This is a genomic window from Paenibacillus sp. FSL P4-0338, from assembly GCF_038002365.1.
Lineage (GTDB): Bacteria > Bacillota > Bacilli > Paenibacillales > Paenibacillaceae > Paenibacillus_AQ.
Genome location: NZ_JBBOCG010000002.1, coordinates 229,516 through 245,261, shown reverse-complemented (window position 1 = coordinate 245,261; position 15,746 = coordinate 229,516). Strand labels below are relative to the sequence as shown.

The 15,746-nt window shown below is 52.1% G+C and carries 17 protein-coding genes; 6 read left to right on the top strand and 11 right to left on the bottom strand.

What is annotated here, in order from left to right; genetic code table 11:
- Positions 1 to 7 precede the first annotated feature (7 nt).
- The 3 genes from MKZ07_RS25155 to MKZ07_RS25145 all read right to left on the bottom strand — a co-directional run bounded on the left by MKZ07_RS25155 (position 8) and on the right by MKZ07_RS25145 (position 3,362).
- Positions 8 to 892, bottom strand: a complete 885-nt coding sequence (locus MKZ07_RS25155; protein ID WP_341028364.1) for a DegV family protein — start codon at positions 890 to 892, stop codon at positions 8 to 10.
- A 250-nt stretch (positions 893 to 1,142) separates the two neighbouring features.
- Entirely contained in the window at positions 1,143 to 2,156 is a 1,014-nt protein-coding gene (locus MKZ07_RS25150) for a S66 family peptidase (protein ID WP_341028362.1), read from the bottom strand.
- Between the two features lie 171 nt (positions 2,157 to 2,327).
- Positions 2,328 to 3,362 carry an AI-2E family transporter gene (locus MKZ07_RS25145; RefSeq protein WP_036695551.1) on the bottom strand — a complete coding sequence of 345 codons (1,035 nt, stop codon included), beginning with the start codon at positions 3,360 to 3,362 and terminating at the stop codon, positions 2,328 to 2,330.
- A gap of 233 nt (positions 3,363 to 3,595) precedes the next feature.
- On the opposite strand from MKZ07_RS25145, the gene MKZ07_RS25140 reads away from it, so the two are divergent.
- Positions 3,596 to 4,435, top strand: a complete 840-nt coding sequence (locus tag MKZ07_RS25140; protein WP_341028358.1) for an SDR family oxidoreductase — start codon at positions 3,596 to 3,598, stop codon at positions 4,433 to 4,435.
- A gap of 59 nt (positions 4,436 to 4,494) precedes the next feature.
- Here MKZ07_RS25140 and MKZ07_RS25135 read toward each other — a convergent pair whose 3' ends face one another.
- The 8 genes from MKZ07_RS25135 to MKZ07_RS25100 all read right to left on the bottom strand — a co-directional run bounded on the left by MKZ07_RS25135 (position 4,495) and on the right by MKZ07_RS25100 (position 11,170).
- Positions 4,495 to 4,941, bottom strand: coding sequence for a hypothetical protein (locus MKZ07_RS25135; RefSeq protein WP_036695549.1), 447 nt, complete (start codon positions 4,939 to 4,941; stop codon positions 4,495 to 4,497).
- A gap of 53 nt (positions 4,942 to 4,994) precedes the next feature.
- Positions 4,995 to 5,912 carry an ABC transporter ATP-binding protein gene (locus tag MKZ07_RS25130; RefSeq protein ID WP_076155612.1) on the bottom strand — a complete coding sequence of 306 codons (918 nt, stop codon included), beginning with the start codon at positions 5,910 to 5,912 and terminating at the stop codon, positions 4,995 to 4,997.
- Positions 5,909 to 6,919: an ABC transporter ATP-binding protein gene (locus MKZ07_RS25125; protein ID WP_036695547.1), complete on the bottom strand. Its 1,011-nt coding sequence runs from the start codon at positions 6,917 to 6,919 to the stop codon at positions 5,909 to 5,911. The genes MKZ07_RS25130 and MKZ07_RS25125 overlap by 4 nt, the downstream gene beginning before the upstream one ends.
- Before the next feature lie 14 nt (positions 6,920 to 6,933).
- Positions 6,934 to 7,779, bottom strand: a complete 846-nt coding sequence (locus MKZ07_RS25120; protein WP_036695546.1) for an ABC transporter permease — start codon at positions 7,777 to 7,779, stop codon at positions 6,934 to 6,936.
- A 4-nt stretch (positions 7,780 to 7,783) separates the two neighbouring features.
- The gene (locus tag MKZ07_RS25115) at positions 7,784 to 8,734 is read right to left on the bottom strand and encodes an ABC transporter permease (RefSeq protein ID WP_036695545.1); all 951 of its coding nucleotides are present in this window, start codon (positions 8,732 to 8,734) and stop codon (positions 7,784 to 7,786) included.
- 85 nt (positions 8,735 to 8,819) lie between these two features.
- Positions 8,820 to 10,433, bottom strand: a complete 1,614-nt coding sequence (locus tag MKZ07_RS25110; RefSeq protein ID WP_036695544.1) for an ABC transporter substrate-binding protein — start codon at positions 10,431 to 10,433, stop codon at positions 8,820 to 8,822.
- 96 nt (positions 10,434 to 10,529) lie between these two features.
- Positions 10,530 to 10,955: a peptidylprolyl isomerase gene (locus tag MKZ07_RS25105; RefSeq protein WP_036695543.1), complete on the bottom strand. Its 426-nt coding sequence runs from the start codon at positions 10,953 to 10,955 to the stop codon at positions 10,530 to 10,532.
- The gene (locus tag MKZ07_RS25100) at positions 10,952 to 11,170 is read right to left on the bottom strand and encodes a hypothetical protein (protein ID WP_036695542.1); all 219 of its coding nucleotides are present in this window, start codon (positions 11,168 to 11,170) and stop codon (positions 10,952 to 10,954) included. Before MKZ07_RS25100 ends, MKZ07_RS25105 begins: the two co-directional genes overlap by 4 nt.
- A gap of 232 nt (positions 11,171 to 11,402) precedes the next feature.
- Between MKZ07_RS25100 and MKZ07_RS25095 the strand changes: the two genes are divergently transcribed.
- The 5 genes from MKZ07_RS25095 to MKZ07_RS25075 all read left to right on the top strand — a co-directional run bounded on the left by MKZ07_RS25095 (position 11,403) and on the right by MKZ07_RS25075 (position 15,702).
- Positions 11,403 to 13,172 (top strand): glycosyltransferase family 2 protein, encoded by a 1,770-nt coding sequence (locus MKZ07_RS25095; protein ID WP_341028349.1) that lies wholly within the window; start codon positions 11,403 to 11,405, stop codon positions 13,170 to 13,172.
- A 208-nt stretch (positions 13,173 to 13,380) separates the two neighbouring features.
- Positions 13,381 to 13,722 (top strand): sigma factor-like helix-turn-helix DNA-binding protein, encoded by a 342-nt coding sequence (locus MKZ07_RS25090; protein ID WP_036695540.1) that lies wholly within the window; start codon positions 13,381 to 13,383, stop codon positions 13,720 to 13,722.
- Positions 13,665 to 13,886, top strand: a complete 222-nt coding sequence (locus tag MKZ07_RS25085; RefSeq protein WP_156949642.1) for a hypothetical protein — start codon at positions 13,665 to 13,667, stop codon at positions 13,884 to 13,886. Before MKZ07_RS25090 ends, MKZ07_RS25085 begins: the two co-directional genes overlap by 58 nt.
- 187 nt (positions 13,887 to 14,073) lie before the next feature.
- A complete protein-coding gene (locus MKZ07_RS25080; RefSeq protein ID WP_051493572.1) occupies positions 14,074 to 14,964 on the top strand; it encodes a diguanylate cyclase domain-containing protein in 891 nt (296 codons plus the stop codon).
- A 33-nt stretch (positions 14,965 to 14,997) separates the two neighbouring features.
- On the top strand, positions 14,998 to 15,702 hold the full coding sequence (locus tag MKZ07_RS25075) for an MBL fold metallo-hydrolase (protein WP_341028346.1): 705 nt from the start codon (positions 14,998 to 15,000) through the stop codon (positions 15,700 to 15,702).
- Positions 15,703 to 15,746: the final 44 nt, after the last annotated feature.

Sequence of the window (15,746 nt, the reverse complement as noted above, 5' to 3'; positions counted from 1 at the left end):
TCCTTTTCTAGAGCACAGACTCCAGCACTTCATCCTCAGCATCAATACTATTCATAGCCGTACGGTTAATCCAAGACAGCGCCAGTGTTCCCTCGCCCATATGAGCACCTACCACCGGGACAAAGGTCATAATCTCTGTACGCACCGAAGGGGACATGGCCTTAATGGCCCACTCCAGGCTCAGCGCCTCTTCTTTATTGTTCGCGTGCATAATACATACATCCTGGAAGCGGCCGATTTCCTCCTGGATGGTCTCCAGCAGCTTTTGCTTCGTCTTCTTGAAGGTGCGGATTTTATCAACGACGACAATCTTACCCTCATCGAACCGCAGAAGCAGATGAATCCGCATCAGCTGGCCCAGCAGGAACTGAGAGCCGGAGAGCCGTCCGCTGCGATGCAGCTGGTTCAGGCTGGCAGGGATGATATAGAAGGACATTTCCTCGATTATATTATCAATTCTGTTCTTGATCTCCTGTGCAGAGCAGCCTGCCTGCTGCCAGTGAATACCGCGCAGAAGCATCTCACGGATAGGATACGCGCCTACTTTGGAATCGATACCAATTACGTTCACTCCAGCAATATCCGCCGCCTGCATCGAGGTGTTGAAGGTCCCGCTAAGCTCGGAGGAACAGTGGATCGCAATAATCTCGTCATACTCTTCCTTCAGACGCTCGTATAATTCCACGAACTCACCAATCGGCGGCTGGGAGCTACCCACCTTGTCATGCTGCCGCATTTTGTCATAGAACTGATCGGCGTTAATATCTATATTCTCTTTATAACATTCATTATTGACGATTAGTCGGAGGGGAACGATATACACATGGTTATTCATAGCGAATTCAGAATCAATGGTGCTGGTGCTGTCAGTCACCCAGGCGATGGATTTCATAGTCACTACTCTCTTTCGTGAGGGATTCACTGCTCAGGAATCGGCAGCTATGGCTGTCTGTATATTCATAAATTATACAGGATGCCAGCCATACATAGAGCATTCCTTTAATAATCCAATCACTTTTTTTCAACTAAATTCGACATAAATTCACATTATATATGACGAATATACCTGTTTAAGAGAGGTTTGATTATGGTATGAGAAGAGGTAGAAATTAGAGTTCGTACGAGCATACTACTAAGTTCCTCTACTCCCGGAAGTACTGCGTCATCGTTCCCTTACCTGCCCCAACCACCACCTCTGCAAAAGCACCGTTCACCAAAGTAACCTGCGGCGGCAGATGTCCGCAGTCGATGTCGTATGCCACCGGCAGTCCCAGCTCATCGGCCAGCTCCTGGTAAACATCCTCTACGGTGTACCCGTCCATAGGGCGGTTAGCCGCACTGCGGCCGAACATGAGACCGCTGCAATGCTCGAACCAGCCCGCCAGCTTCATCTGCACCAGGGAGCGGCGCAGGTCGGTCACAGACAGCTCACAGTTCTCCAAATACCACAGAATAGGCTCATTATGGATATAGTGCTGCTGGAAATGCCGGACCTCTCCGTAGGGCGTGCCGATCAGATGACGGATAACGTCAATGCAGCCCCCCAGCAGGCGCCCCTGCATGGCGATAGCGAGATTACCCACCGTCTTCCAGTTAGTTGCTTCTGTAAGGTTGAACACATGGGGGGACGGCTCGCCTCCCCATTCCAGCTGATATTGCTGTGAGGATTGCTGAAGTACAGCGCCACCGCTTGGCGTGGACAATACCTTCTCCCACATGGAGGTTGTCGGGTCTGTCTGTTCCCCACGGAGGTCAATGAAGTTCGTGCCATGGGCAGTGGCAATCCCCGTCTTCAAAGTGACCGCCAGCAGCAGCACACTGATGTCGGAATACCCGAGAATCCATTTAGACTTCATCTTGCTGAAATCCACCAGCTCCAGCATCTCGATCAGCAGCTCCCCGCCCCAGGGAGGCACGACAAGTCCGATGGACTCATCGGCCATCATCTTGTTGAATTCAGCAGCACGTACAGCAGCCGGGGCCGATTTGGCCTTCTCCTGTGTCCACGCTGTGGGTCCGCAGACTACGCCGTACCCACTTTTTCGCAGCCGTTCTACAGCCAGCTCAAGCAGTTCACGAAGCGCCTCCCCCACTCCAGATGAGGGTGCAGTTACACCAATAACGGCTCCTGCTTCTAATACTGGATATCTGATCATCTTGTTATTTCCCCCTAAGGTAACCCCACAAAGTGGGGCTTTAGCTTTGATGATGACTCAGGTACTTTGCGGGGACCCCAAAACATGTAAATTCTATAAAAAGACGATACCCGAACCTTGAGCAGGTTGAATATCGCCCTATGCGTATTACGGATTATAGAATTGGCTGCGTCATTCCAGTGAAGGCTTATTGTCCCGGCTAATATCCAGGATATCCAGGAAAAAGACGAAGATCGGAATCCCGAGAATCAGCCCCCATACCCCGATATAATGCTCGGAGAACAACAGTACTACGAGGGTGTAGAACATCGGCAGGTTCATTTTGGAGGACATCAGCTTCGGATTCAGGAAGTAGCCTTCAATGACATGCAGAATGGCAATCATCGCCAGAATATTGATCGTCAGCGCCAGTCCGCCGGTGTTGTAGCCGATGATACATAGCGGAATCAGTGAAATGACAAAGCCGACGACCGGAATCAGACTAAGCATGAAGATCATAATGGAGAGGGCGAACAGATAAGGGAATGGCTGGAAAAAGAAACCAAGCACCCACAGCCCGACCACCGTAAACAAAGTATTGAACAGCGCAATCAGAATCTGTGCTTCAATCACCTTGCCGAAGGAGGAGATGAATTTTCTGCCGAAATACTCAAGCTCCACATAGAACCAGGAGATTTTGCTGTCTCTCAAACGGGAGGTAAAGTTGACGATCCGGTTCTTTTCCAGAATGAACACAAGGCTTAGAATCGTGGACAGGACGAAGGTGGTTCCCCAGTTGCTGATTTTGAAGACATATTCGATCCCCTGATTCAAATAGCTCTGATAGTTGAGCTCCTTGACCTTTCGGAACAAGTACTGCATAATTTCATTCTGCGGAATATCATCGGAGGTCAGCGTCCCGAGAAAGGTGGTTAACTGCTTGATCTGCGAGAATACCTTGGGCATATATTTGACGAGTGCCATGACGATCATGCTGATCAGCGCCACATACAGTATAATGATGATAACCTTGCTGTTCACCTTCACGAATTTGCCGATCCGCTTGCTCAGCAGCACCTGAAAGCTGTTCATTACATAAGCAATCAGGAAGGTCAGCAGCACCAGATTCAGCATATCCCTGATACTGTACAGCAGCAGTCCAATCAATCCCAGAATCAAGAAGCGCCGGACTGTTAAATTGGCGACATAACGCTTGAATACTTCCATTGTTCCCTTGTTCCTCTCCATTCGCAGGCGATTAAGATTTTAGTTATAGTGTACCGTACTGAAAACAATTATAGCAACTTTGGCATCGCCCAATTTCCGCGAAACAACGAACTTTATGTCGATTTACAGGAAGCTCTATTACTATATGCTATAATGTGGGCAAAATTGGATATTTTATACCTTTCCCAAGGTTCAAATCAATGAAGTTCAAACTAATGGAGGCGAAAGCTAGTATGAAAAAAGTAATCTGCATCACCGGAGCATCCTCCGGCATCGGCCTTGCCACAGCACTGAAGTTCGCCCATGAGGGCTGGACGGTCTATGCCGGAACACGCCATCTGAAGCGTGAACAGGAGCTGTACCAGAATGTGGAGGGTCTGCAGTTCGTAGAGCTGGAGGTGACACAGCCGGAGAGCATTCAGCAGGTTATTGACCGGATAGAAGCAGAGCAAGGCAAGCTGGATCTATTATTCTGCAATGCCGGATTCGGCTACCTGAGAGCGCTTGGACAGGCACCGTTCCCTGAGATCGAGGATGTCTTCAATACCAACGTGTACGGGGTAATGCATACGATCCGTGCTGCACTGCCGCTGCTGCAAAAGACTGGCTACGGCCATATTGTGGCGACCTCCAGTGTCGGCGGACTGGTCGGGCAACCGATGAACGAGGTGTACTGCGCCAGCAAATTCGCAGTGGAAGGGCTGCTGGAGAGCCTCGCCACCTACTACAAGCCGCAGTTCAACATCGACATCACACTGCTTGAGCCAGGGGCAATTGCCACGGAATTCAATTCAACTGTAATGGGGCATGTCGCCAGCACCGGCAGCGTTCTGGAAGACGAGTACAAGCCCATTCTGGATGCTTATAGAGCAGCCTTCCTAGAGCGCAATGTGGAGCCGCAGAAGGCAGACTCTGTTGCGGATGTGATGTGGGAGCTGGTACAGCTTGAGACCAAGCCGCTGCGCCTGCGCACCTCGGAGCGGGCCGAAGCCTTCGTGGCCCGCAAGGTTAGCACCGACCCTACCGGACTGGAAGGCGTACTAAGCACGCGCAGAATTCAGTTAAATATGTAAAAATGTAAGCAGCCGCTCCATTCCTGGAGCGGCTGCCTTTGGCTTTCCCATATCCAATTCTAGCGCTGAATCGGCTCAATCCGGTACGTTCCGGTATTGCCGTCTCCGGCAGGCACGCCGGTGACCGCCCAGCCGTAAGACAATACATCCTCCAGCCGTCCGCGCTCGGCCTCCGTTAATTCCGCTTCCACCGCTTCCTGCCCCTCTTCCAGCTCCAGCTTCGCTTCAATACCCAGCGCAACCTCTATCCAGCTGCGGATTCCGCGGATGGTATTGTATTTAATCTGGTAGCCTTCCAGAACGGCCTGCCGGAATCCCTCCGGCTGTTCCTCAGCAAGGACAGACAACTGCCCGTAATCGAATTCGTATTTACTCTCATCGGCCGGCAGATCCCCTTCGCTCACTCTGCGCAGCAGCTCTTCGTCAGATCCGGATAACGCGCGCAGCGATTCCAGCAGAAGGGCATCCCATTGTGATAATTTGACCTTGCTAGTCGGTATTGTCATTGTATCTCCTCCTTGATTCGCAGATGTGTATCTCCTAAGATTCGTTCACAGCATTAGTCTGCATATTCCCCGGCCACATAATGTCCGGGACTCACTTCCCGCAGTGCAGCGGTTTCCTCTGTCCCGCGCGTAGCCGGGTAGGCCTCCAGCTGGATTCTGCGGCTGGCCTTCATCGGGTCTGTCTCCAGAATGGAGGACAGCAGCGCTCTGGTGTAGGGATGGAGCGGATTATCATACAGCTCATCGCTTGGAGCCACCTCCACCAGCCGGCCGCCATACATCACGCCGATCCGGTCGGCAATATGGCGGACCATCGACAGATCATGGGCGATGAACAGATAGGTCAGCCCGAACTCGGCTTGCAGATCCTCCAGCATATTAACGACCTGGGCCTGGACAGAGACATCCAACGCAGAGATGGGCTCATCGCAGACGACGAACTCGGGCCGGACCGACAGCGCCCGTGCAATAGAGATCCGCTGGCGTTGCCCGCCGCTGAATTCATGGGGGAAGCGGTACAGATGCTCCCGCTTCAGCCCCACCTTCTCCAGCAGCTCTGCCACCGCTTCCTTGCGCTCTTCGCCCGGATAGAGACCGTGAATCCGCATCGGCTCACTGATCAGCTCCAGTACGTTCAGGCTTGGATTAAGGGAGGAATACGGGTCCTGGAAAATCGATTGAATCCGTCTGCGGAAGGGCTTCAGCCCTTTTTCGCCCAGCTTGCCAAGCGGCTTCCCGTCATAGAACACCTCACCGTCCGTATAATCGTACAGACGAAGCAGGCAACGGCCGACCGTGGACTTGCCGCTCCCGGATTCGCCAACCAGTCCGAAGGTCTCACCTTGACGGATCTGGAAGCTGACTCCGTCTACGGCCTTAAGTACACCCTTATCCCGTCCGCGCAAATCCTTGCCCTTCGGGAAATGTTTCTTCAGATTGCTAACCTCCACAAGCACCTTGCGCTCACTCAAGTGAAATCCCTCCCCGCTGTAACTGCCGTCTTCTCTTCTGTACCTTCGGTCAGCCAGCACATCGAGCGGTGCCCTGGTGCAAACTCAACGACCGGAGGACGTTCACTGCAGCGGGCGAAGGCATGCGGACAACGGTCCATGAACGGGCAGCCGGGCGGGGGATTCAGCAGATCGGGCGGTGTGCCCTCAATTGGAATCAGCCGCTCACGTTCACCGCCGCCGCGCTTCGGTATGGAACGCAGCAAGCCCTGCGTATACGGATGCTGAGGCCGGTAGAAGATATCCTGCACCGTCCCCTCCTCCATAACCAGTCCGCCGTACATGACAATGACACGCGTGCAGACTTGAGCTACCACTCCCAGATCGTGGGTAATAAGCGCAACTGCCGTATCTCCCCGTTCCTTCAGCTCTTTGAACAGATCGAGGATCTGAGCCTGGATGGTTGCATCCAGCGCGGTGGTAGGCTCATCGGCAATCAGCAGCTCCGGGCGGCAGGAGAGCGCCATCGCGATCATCACCCGCTGGCGCATCCCTCCGCTGAATTCATGCGGATATTGCTTCAGCCGCTGCTCCGGATCACGGATGCCAACCTGGCGGAGAAGCTCCGCTGCTTCGGTATACGCCGCCGCTTTATCAAGTCCCCGGTGTCTGCGGATCACCTCTGTTAATTGCTGGCCGATTCGCTTGACCGGATTCAGTGAGGTCATCGGGTCCTGGAAGACCATCGCAATCCGGTTGCCGCGTAAGCCCCGCCACTGCTTCTCCGTGAGCCCCTTCAGGCTCTTGCCGCGAAACTCCAGCTTCCCGGCAGTCATATGGCCCGGCGGCGTGATTAGTGACATGACCGCCTTGGCTGTAACGCTTTTGCCACTGCCGGATTCCCCGACAATGCCTACGGTCTCGCCCGCATCAATATGGAAGCTAACTCCACGGACGGCCTGATTCTCCCCGTCCCGGGTAGCGAAGGAAACCTGTAAATTCTCAACAGTCAGCAGCCGTTCAGTCATGATGTTAAGCCCTCCTATCTTCGGATCAGCTTGGGTTCAAAGCCGACCCGCAAAATGTCTCCCAGCACATTGAAGCTCAGCACAGTAAACAGGATCATCAGCCCGGGGAACAGCGCCAGATAAGGCGCCTGGGCAATATACCCCTGTGCGCTGTTCAGCATACTCCCCCACGTGGCATTCGGCGGCTGCACCCCGAAGCCGAGGAAGCTGAGCGACGATTCCATCATAATGGCCGAGGCAATATTATTCGTCGCACCTACAATAATCACCGGTATCAGCCCCGGAAGGATATGCCGCCAGATCATGCCGAAGGCACTCTGTCCCGAGGCTTTGGCATATAACACGTACTCCCGTTCCTTAATCGTCAGGGTCTCCGCGCGGACGACACGGGCCACATTCATCCACATCAAGAGAGCAATAATAATGATCAGGTTGCCGATGCTCGGCTTCAGATAGACGCTGAGCAGCAGCAGGATCAGGAAGGACGGGATCGACATAATAATATCCAGCATCCGCATCAGCAGATTATCCAGCCAGCCGCCGAAATAACCGCTGATGACCCCAACCACTACTCCGACTAAGGTTGCCACAATCATGGAGGCGAATCCGACCAGCAAGGACACCCGGCCGCCGTATAAGGCTCTGGACAGATAGTCGCGGCCATAATCATCGGTGCCGAACAAATGCGCAGCGCCGGGCTTCGTGAGACGGGCCATGGCATCCATGGCATTCGGATCATAACCGGACAGGAAGGCAAAGATAGCCCCCAGGGTAAATACCGTTAATATCACAAGAGCAGCGACACCCAGACCGTTCGTAAACAGCTCTGACTGCAGGTTTTTCCATTTACTACGATTCATGAGGTCACCCCTTCAGTTTGATTCTTGGATCGACAACGCTGTAGAGAATATCTGCCACCAGATTCCCAAGGATCAGCATTAATGAGGAGAACAGGGTAATCCCCATAATGACAGGATAATCCATCCCCTTCACCGCCGTCATTCCCAGGGAGCCGATTCCCGGCCAGGAGAAGACCGTTTCCGTCACGATGGCCCCGGCCACCAGATCCCCCATTGACATACCGAGCAGGGTAATCACCGGCAGCAGCACATGCTTCAACACATGGCGGAACAGAATAGTCGATTTCTTCGAGCCAAAAGCATACTGGATCTGCACATACTCCTCCTTGAGCTGTCCGATGGTGCTGGAGCGGATGTAGCGCACATATCCGGCCAGGAAGCCGAAGGCCAGCACCGTGCATGGCAATATCCCGTGCTTCAGCACATCAAGCGCTGATTCCACACCAATCGTACGCATACCCATGCTCGGAAGCAAATGCAGCTTGATTGCAAACAGGTACATCAGCAGGATCGCCAGCCAGAATAACGGAATGGAAATCCCCACATAGGAGATGAAATTGATCAGCTTGTCTATCCAGCGGTTGCGGTTCGCACCGGCCACGAGGCCAAGCGGAATTGCCAGGATTACTGCCAGCGCGATGGCGCTGCCCATTAGTCCCGCTGTCGCAGGCAGACGTTCCAGGATCTGGCCCAGCACAGGCTGGTGATTGACCAGTGAATAGCCGAAGTTACCTTGGACCATTTCCTTGATCCAGATGAAATATTGGATATAAGCAGGCTTATCCAGCCCCAGATTATGGCGGATGCGCTCAATATCATCGGCATGCATATTGGGCGTCACAAATGACAGCACCGGATCTCCCGGGGCCAGCTTGATCATGGTAAAGCAGACCACCGATACAAAAAACAGCATCGGCAGCGTCTGCAGCAACCTTCGGACGATGAGTTGTCTCATACGCAGCTTCTCCTAGCTCTTAACAGGCAAAAATAAGCTGGGGGAACCAGCTTATTTTTTTACCTTGCTTATTTTGTGAGGCGGATTATTTCTTGTAAATCTTGGACAGGTCTTCGAAGATGACGACCGGCTTCAGGACAGCCTCATCAACTCCGCCGTAAGTCTTAGAGATAGCTACAACAGTCTTTGTATAAGCGATCGGATAGATCGGAGCATCTTCGGCTACCAGTTCCTGTGCTTTCTTGTAGATCTCTGCACGCTTGGCCGGATCTGCTTCGCCTGCACCATCATTCATCAGCTTGTCAACTTCACTGTTGGAATAATGCGAGTAATTGGATGAGCTGCCCGTAGTGAACAGGATACGGTACGCATCCGGATCATACCCCATGATATAGCCGGTCAGGGCCAGCTCATAATCGGTAGCCTTCAAATCAATGAATTTCTGCACCCAGGCCGAGGAATCCATGTTCTGCAATTCAACCTCTACGCCGATTGCCTTCAGCTTCTGCTGCACATACAGCGAGATGGCTTCCTGCGCCTTGTTCCCGCTCTGTACGATATACCGGAGCTTCAGGTTGCTCTCACCGGCAGAAGCCAGCAGTTCCTTCGCCTTGGCAGCATCATTGTCAAAGGTAGGGACTTCGTTCGTGAAGTACAGCGCATCCGGTGTCAGGAAAGACTTTGCCGGATCAGCATATTCGCTGGAAGTGTAAGCTGTCTGGATCAGCTCGTCGCGGCTAAGGGCCAGGGACAGGGCTTGACGGACTTCTTTTTTGGCGAGGGCGCCGGTATCGCTGTTCGCATTGAACATGAGATAAGCGAGGCGGCCTTCGCTATACGGGAGAATCTCAAAATTATTCGTCGCTTGAATCGTAGGAACATCCTTCGGGTCCAGATACTGCACATTAATCTCGCCGTTCTGCAGAGCCAGATTCGCAGCATTGGTATCCTTGGCAATCCGGTAAGTGACCGAATCGAGATGCGGCTTGCCGCCGAAGTAGTTATCGAAGCGTTCCAGCGTCAGGTACTCGCCGGCCTTGTATTCCTTGAATTTGAAGGGACCGGAGCCGACAGGAGAAGCGTTCTTGGTGCTCTTCTCAATGTTGGTCTCATTCTCGTAAATGTGCTTCGGAATCGGGAACACCTGTACCAGCGTTGCTTCAAAAGCCGGGCTGACCTGAGGCAGCTTGAACTCCACAGTTAGGTCATCGACCTTGACGGCCTTGATCGCCTTGTCGCCGATCAGGAAGTTGGCCCGCAGGAAGCTGTTCTGCTTCTCGTCAAGAATACTGTCGATGGTGAACACAACGTCATCTGCCGTCAGCTTCTCTCCATCATGCCAAGTCAATCCATCCTTAAGCTTCAATGTATACGTCAGATTATCGCTTGACGGTGTTAGGCTGTCTGCCAGGTAGAAGGTCTTCTTGCCATTGTTCACCTGGAACAGCGGAGCATACAGTGCCTGGTCAATGGTTAGGCTGACACGGTCACCCGCATAGTTCGGGTTCAGTACCACCGGATCGGAAGCGACCCCTATAATCAGACTGCCTCCATCCTTCGGTTCGCCGGCAGCTGGCTCTTGTGATGCAGCCGGCGTCTGTGCGGCATTGGTAGATGAAGCGTTATTCCCATTGGAACATGCACTGATCATCAGTGTTAATAATATTAGAATAGCAACCCCGGTTATCCCTTTACGCATTGTCTCTTCCTCCATGTCTATGAGCATTGTTACTCGTTGTTGAGCAATTATATATCGGAATACTCGGAATTACAATGTATGAATTTACCATAGACTTTACCAGACGCGGACCTCCTGCATGACCGCTCCGCGCCGCAGGGCATCGACATGCTCCATGCCTTCTGTGACCCTGCCGAATACCGTATGCCAGCCATCCAGATAATCGAACGTATCATAACAGATAAAAAACTGGCAGGACCCCGTACCTGGTCCAAAATGCGCCATAGACAGCGCCCCGCGCACATGCTTATGGGGATTCCCCTGCGTCTCACAGGGAATGGGATCTGTGCCGCCTCTGCCGTTGCGCTCCGGGCAGCCTCCCTGGGCGACGAAGCCGCGAACCACACGCTGAAAGGACAGACCGTTGTAAAAGCCGCTGTTCGCAAGCTTTGCGAAATTGGCTACAGTTCCCGGCGCCTCCTGTTCGAACAGCTGCAGCCGAATCTCCGGTCCCTGCTCCAGACGGATCAGAGCCTGCTTCATGGCGACTCCTCCTCTACACGGCCTGCATTGTCTGACGGTGCACCGATATAGACGGCCGTCTTGGCAGGATGCAACGGCGCATAAATCTCCTCGATATCCTCGTCCACGAGTGGCCTAAGCTCTCCGCCCTCCATATGCAGGAACACCTCAGCGCGCGGATTCATCGCCAGGAGGACATTGATCAATTGCTGTACTTTTAACGTTGGCTTGTCCATCCTCTCACTCCTGCCTGCCCTCTTCCGGGAATTATATATATTAGCGGTATTGTACAACAGCTCAGGGCAGACGGCAATACGGCTCTCCTCTATACATACAGGTTATTATTTCGGGGAAATGGGGAAAGTCCGGTACTTCTCTGAAAATATCGAATACATATAATTGATATCAACTATTTGCGAATCCAAGGGGATGTTCTATCATGTTGACCTTATTCTGGAGTGGCCTGCTATGAATCCGAATAGAATCCGGGTGCTGCTCGGCAGCCCAATCCATCAAAAACCGGCGATCCTGGAGCAATTCCTGAACTCTCTGCTGCGTCTGAACCTGAAGGATATCGATCTTGATTTCTATCTGATTGACGATAACCCGGATGAAGCCGCAAGCGGGCTGCTGCAGCAGTTCGCCCGGAACGGCAGATCCGTCTTCCTGCAATCCTCCGGCTACCATGATGACTATATCCGTGATGAGCATACGCATGTCTGGCACTCTAATCTGATCTGGAAGGTAGCCGGATTCAAGAATCTGATGATCCGGCGGGCGGAGGCCTTCGGCTATGACTACCTGTTCCTGATTGATTCCGATCTGATTCTCCACCCGGATACACTGGTGCACCTGATCGGTACAGGCAAGGATATTATCTCCGAGATTTTCTGGACACAGTGGCAGCCGAATACACTGCTGCAGCCGCAGGTATGGATGCATGACGAATACAACCAGTGGGAGATCCATCCGGGGGAGCAGCTCTCGCCGGAGGAGATTCAGCGCCGCTTTTTTGCTTTTTTGCAGAAGATGCAGCAACCAGGTATCTATGAGGTTGGCGGACTTGGCGCCTGCACACTGATCAGCGGCTCAGCCCTCAGCTCCGGGATCAGCTACGATCCGGTCCGTAATATCTCCTACTGGGGAGAGGACCGTCATTTCTGCATCCGTGCAGCGGCGCTCGGCTTTCCACTTTTCGTGGATACCCACTTCCCGGCGCTGCACCTCTACAGAGACAGCGATCTGGATCTGGTGGCGGAGTTCATCCGGCACACCTCGGGCACGGAAGCAGAGCCGGAGGCCTCACACGAAGCACCCATCTTTGAAGATAGTGATACAACCGCTGATGATGATCTGCCAGATTGCGCAGAGACGGCTCAGCCCCCCGCTGACAAAAGAGTGCAGGAGGCAGCAGCGCAGTGGGAGGTGCTGTGGACCGAAGCCGAAGCCCGGCAGCACTTGTCCAAGGAGCCTCTGCCTTCTGACGCAGGCGGTGACGTAACCGGAGCGGAGAAGAAGAATCCGGCAGTTCCTGCTTCCCGCCGGCCCAAGCTGACTCTCACGATGATCGTCAAGAATGAAGGCACCAGGTTCCTGCGCCAGGTGCTCGAGGAGCATCGTAAGTACATCGATGAGGCCGTCATTATCGATGATGCAAGCACAGATGATACAGCCGATATCTGCCGGGAGGCTCTTGAGGGGATTCCGCTCCACCTGATACAGAACCCTGTCTCCCGCTTCCATAATGAATCAGAGCTGCGCAAGCAGCAGTGGGAGGCGGTGGTTAGGACCCGGCCCGAGTGGATTCTCAATCTGGACGGGGATGAGCTGTTCGAGTCATGTTTTCCAGAGGAGATTGATTCCCTGCTACGGACAGCAGATTGCGACTTATTCTGCTTCCGGCTCTACGACTTCTGGGATGAGGCCAGCTACCGCGAGGACAGCTACTGGCAGGCTCACCAGAGCTACCGCCCGTTCCTGCTCCGTTACCGGGAAGACTTCAACTATGCCTGGAATGATCTGCCGCAGCACTGCGGGCGGCTGCCGGAGAATATCTTCGAGCTGTCCCATCAGTTAAGCAACCTGCGTCTGAAGCATCTTGGCTGGTCGAAGCCGGAATTCCGTCTGGAGAAATATCTGCGTTATATGCTGCTGGACCCGGACGCCCAGTACGGCTGGAAGGAGCAGTACCAGTCTATCCTAGATCCGCATCCCCGGCTGGTTCCTTGGAGCGAATAAGGCGCAAAACTAGTCATAAGAAGAACGAAAGAAGCTCCCTATCGGAGCTTCTTCTTTTTTTGCGAATAAGCTTCAGGAAATAAATTACTATAGGTGTGCAGGCAAATATGCTAAAATAACAGAACATAAGTTCGTATTTCTTTTGTAAAATATAGCCTAATATTTCCCTATTATTAGAAAGATATATAGATGAGGAGGCGTAACGGCAATGGAACAGCAAATGATACAGCGTTACCGGCAGGAAATCTATCGAATCGGCTGGCGCTTACAATACCGCAGCAAGCGAACCCGACGGCATGAATGTACCTTCATGGATATCCGCCCGGCTCAGCGGGATGAAACGGAGGAGATGATTAACCGGTTGTCCGTTGAGCAGCTATTAGATACACTTCCAACCAAAGGAAAGGTGATTCTGCAGAAGATTTATCTGCAGGAAATGACAGAAGCTGAGGTCGCGGCACAGCTGCATATGAGTCAACAGGGGGTTAACAAATGGAAGCAAAAAATGCTCCAGCAGCTATCACAGACAGCGAATTCGCAGACCTTCTGACAGGCGTCCGTCTGAAACAGCCGGAGGCCATGCTCCAGATCATTGAACTATTTCAGGAGGACATCGAAATGGTCAGTCAGTGCATTCTTCTCCCGCGGGAGGATGTCATTTCACATATTGTGACGGAGATTCTTAACTTCATACAGGCCGGGGATAGCACATGAACAAGCGGGCAAATGCCACCCTATAGTGGCACTGCCCGCTTGTTATCTATTAGGAATAGCTAATCTATCAGGCAAGACCGGCATTCATGCCGGCTGTACCCTAGGTATTGACATTCCTGCTAGGGTAAGGTTTATGGTTACTATAAGAAGTTCCGGCCGGAATAACTTATGAAAGGGTGTTCATGCGTTGAAGATCGGAGAGTTCGCAGAACTGAATAAGGTTACCACCAAAATGCTCCGGCACTACGACGAGATCGGTCTGCTTCATGACGCAGCGATCGATCCCGGGACAGGCTACCGCTTCTATACCCCGGAGCAATCACATCCTCTGAACTGGATCATGATTCTGAAGAGCCTCGATTTCACTCTGGGAGAAATCAGGGAGCTCTTAAGCGGACCTGTGGACAGCCTAATCCTCATCCGTCAGCTTGTACGCAAGCGCATCGGGATTACGTCGGCCTTAAATGAACAAATCCAGAAGAAACTGGCCATAGACCGTCTAATTACCCTCATTGAGAAGGAAGGGTTCGAAATGAATAAGACCATCCATTTACAGAAGCTAGGGCTAACAGATATACATGTAATCAAAAAGAACATGCCCAATATGGAAATGTTCCTCGAAAATGTAGCCGGTATTGCAGCAGAATCTGCGGGCAGTGATATCCACTCGGTGATCCGCTTCGATATCAGCCACTTCAAACAAGTGAATGACGACTACGGCTTCGACATAGGGGATAAAGTCATTGTCGCCTGCTATCAATTAATTAAAGCGGCCGTCCATAAGCATCTGGGTCATGCTACGATTGGACGCGCACACGGGGATGAATTCATTGTGTTCGCCATAGCGGACAAGGACAGTGCCAGCTTGGCTGCCCAAAGCATCATAAACGATATGAAAAGCTTCGATTTCACCGCTATCGGCTGCTTGAGGCCCATGGGATGTTACATCGGAGGTCTGGTCGGTCCGTTCGGAGCCGGCACCGATATCCGCACCATTATCGAGGCTTCCATCGAGACTCTAGACCGGGCACGGCGAAATGGGGTACACTCATTAAATATTGAATCTTACATTGTATAACTCGAATGCCACAAGAAGGGGCGGAACCCATCCATGGAACTCTACGCCGTAAAAATTGGTGAATCTTCATTTCGCTTAAGCAACATATACCGCGATATGAAACATTCGGAGGAAGCAGTCCAGATTGCGTGGTCATTTTATATTGCCAAGCATAATAATAAAACAATCTGTATCGATACAGGCTTACGCGATGAGAATGTGGCACAGCAATGGGGAATTACACTAACAGACGTTGCAGACGAGTTAAGAGGCATCATTGGCAATCTAAGCTCCGTAGATACAGTCATCATTACGCATAGTCACTTTGACCATATTGAGAATCTTGACTTGTTTGATAAACCTGAAATTATCATTTCAAAAACCGACTATGAAACTGCGCTACAGCAATGCTCGCCGGCCATCAAGGAGAAGCTGCTTCAAGGCCGGGTTGTCACCGTAGACAACGAATATATTTACGACAACCAGTTCAGATTCAAGGTGATCGGCGGGCATAGCCCTGGTTCGTCGGTGGTTTACTTTGAATCGGTTCATACCAACTATATAATTACCGGCGATGAATGCTACTGGTGCGATAATTTGCTAAGCAATCGGCCGAACGGGGTTTTTTCGAGTACAGAAAATAACGAAATGTTTCTAAATGAGGCTCATCACAACGGATTCATTCCGCTCCCATTCCATGATCTGCAAATATTCGAACACTATCCGGCTGTTTCTAACAATATAATGAGAATCCTTTAGATTTTGGATATGGTCATCCTTTATGGATGGCCTTTTTTGTCGGA

Bases quoted from the DNA above. Each gene is read 5' to 3' on its own strand.
- MKZ07_RS25155 (WP_341028364.1), bottom strand. From the start codon at position 892: ATGAAATCCATCGCCTGGGTGACTGACAGCACCAGCACCATTGATTCT.
- MKZ07_RS25150 (WP_341028362.1), bottom strand. From the start codon at position 2,156: ATGATCAGATATCCAGTATTAGAAGCAGGAGCCGTTATTGGTGTAACT.
- MKZ07_RS25145 (WP_036695551.1), bottom strand. From the start codon at position 3,362: ATGGAAGTATTCAAGCGTTATGTCGCCAATTTAACAGTCCGGCGCTTC.
- MKZ07_RS25140 (WP_341028358.1), top strand. From the start codon at position 3,596: ATGAAAAAAGTAATCTGCATCACCGGAGCATCCTCCGGCATCGGCCTT.
- MKZ07_RS25135 (WP_036695549.1), bottom strand. From the start codon at position 4,941: ATGACAATACCGACTAGCAAGGTCAAATTATCACAATGGGATGCCCTT.
- MKZ07_RS25125 (WP_036695547.1), bottom strand. From the start codon at position 6,919: ATGACTGAACGGCTGCTGACTGTTGAGAATTTACAGGTTTCCTTCGCT.
- MKZ07_RS25120 (WP_036695546.1), bottom strand. From the start codon at position 7,779: ATGAATCGTAGTAAATGGAAAAACCTGCAGTCAGAGCTGTTTACGAAC.
- MKZ07_RS25115 (WP_036695545.1), bottom strand. From the start codon at position 8,734: ATGAGACAACTCATCGTCCGAAGGTTGCTGCAGACGCTGCCGATGCTG.
- MKZ07_RS25110 (WP_036695544.1), bottom strand. From the start codon at position 10,433: ATGCGTAAAGGGATAACCGGGGTTGCTATTCTAATATTATTAACACTG.
- MKZ07_RS25105 (WP_036695543.1), bottom strand. From the start codon at position 10,955: ATGAAGCAGGCTCTGATCCGTCTGGAGCAGGGACCGGAGATTCGGCTG.
- MKZ07_RS25100 (WP_036695542.1), bottom strand. From the start codon at position 11,170: ATGGACAAGCCAACGTTAAAAGTACAGCAATTGATCAATGTCCTCCTG.
- MKZ07_RS25095 (WP_341028349.1), top strand. From the start codon at position 11,403: ATGAATCCGAATAGAATCCGGGTGCTGCTCGGCAGCCCAATCCATCAA.
- MKZ07_RS25090 (WP_036695540.1), top strand. From the start codon at position 13,381: ATGGAACAGCAAATGATACAGCGTTACCGGCAGGAAATCTATCGAATC.
- MKZ07_RS25085 (WP_156949642.1), top strand. From the start codon at position 13,665: ATGGAAGCAAAAAATGCTCCAGCAGCTATCACAGACAGCGAATTCGCA.
- MKZ07_RS25075 (WP_341028346.1), top strand. From the start codon at position 14,998: ATGGAACTCTACGCCGTAAAAATTGGTGAATCTTCATTTCGCTTAAGC.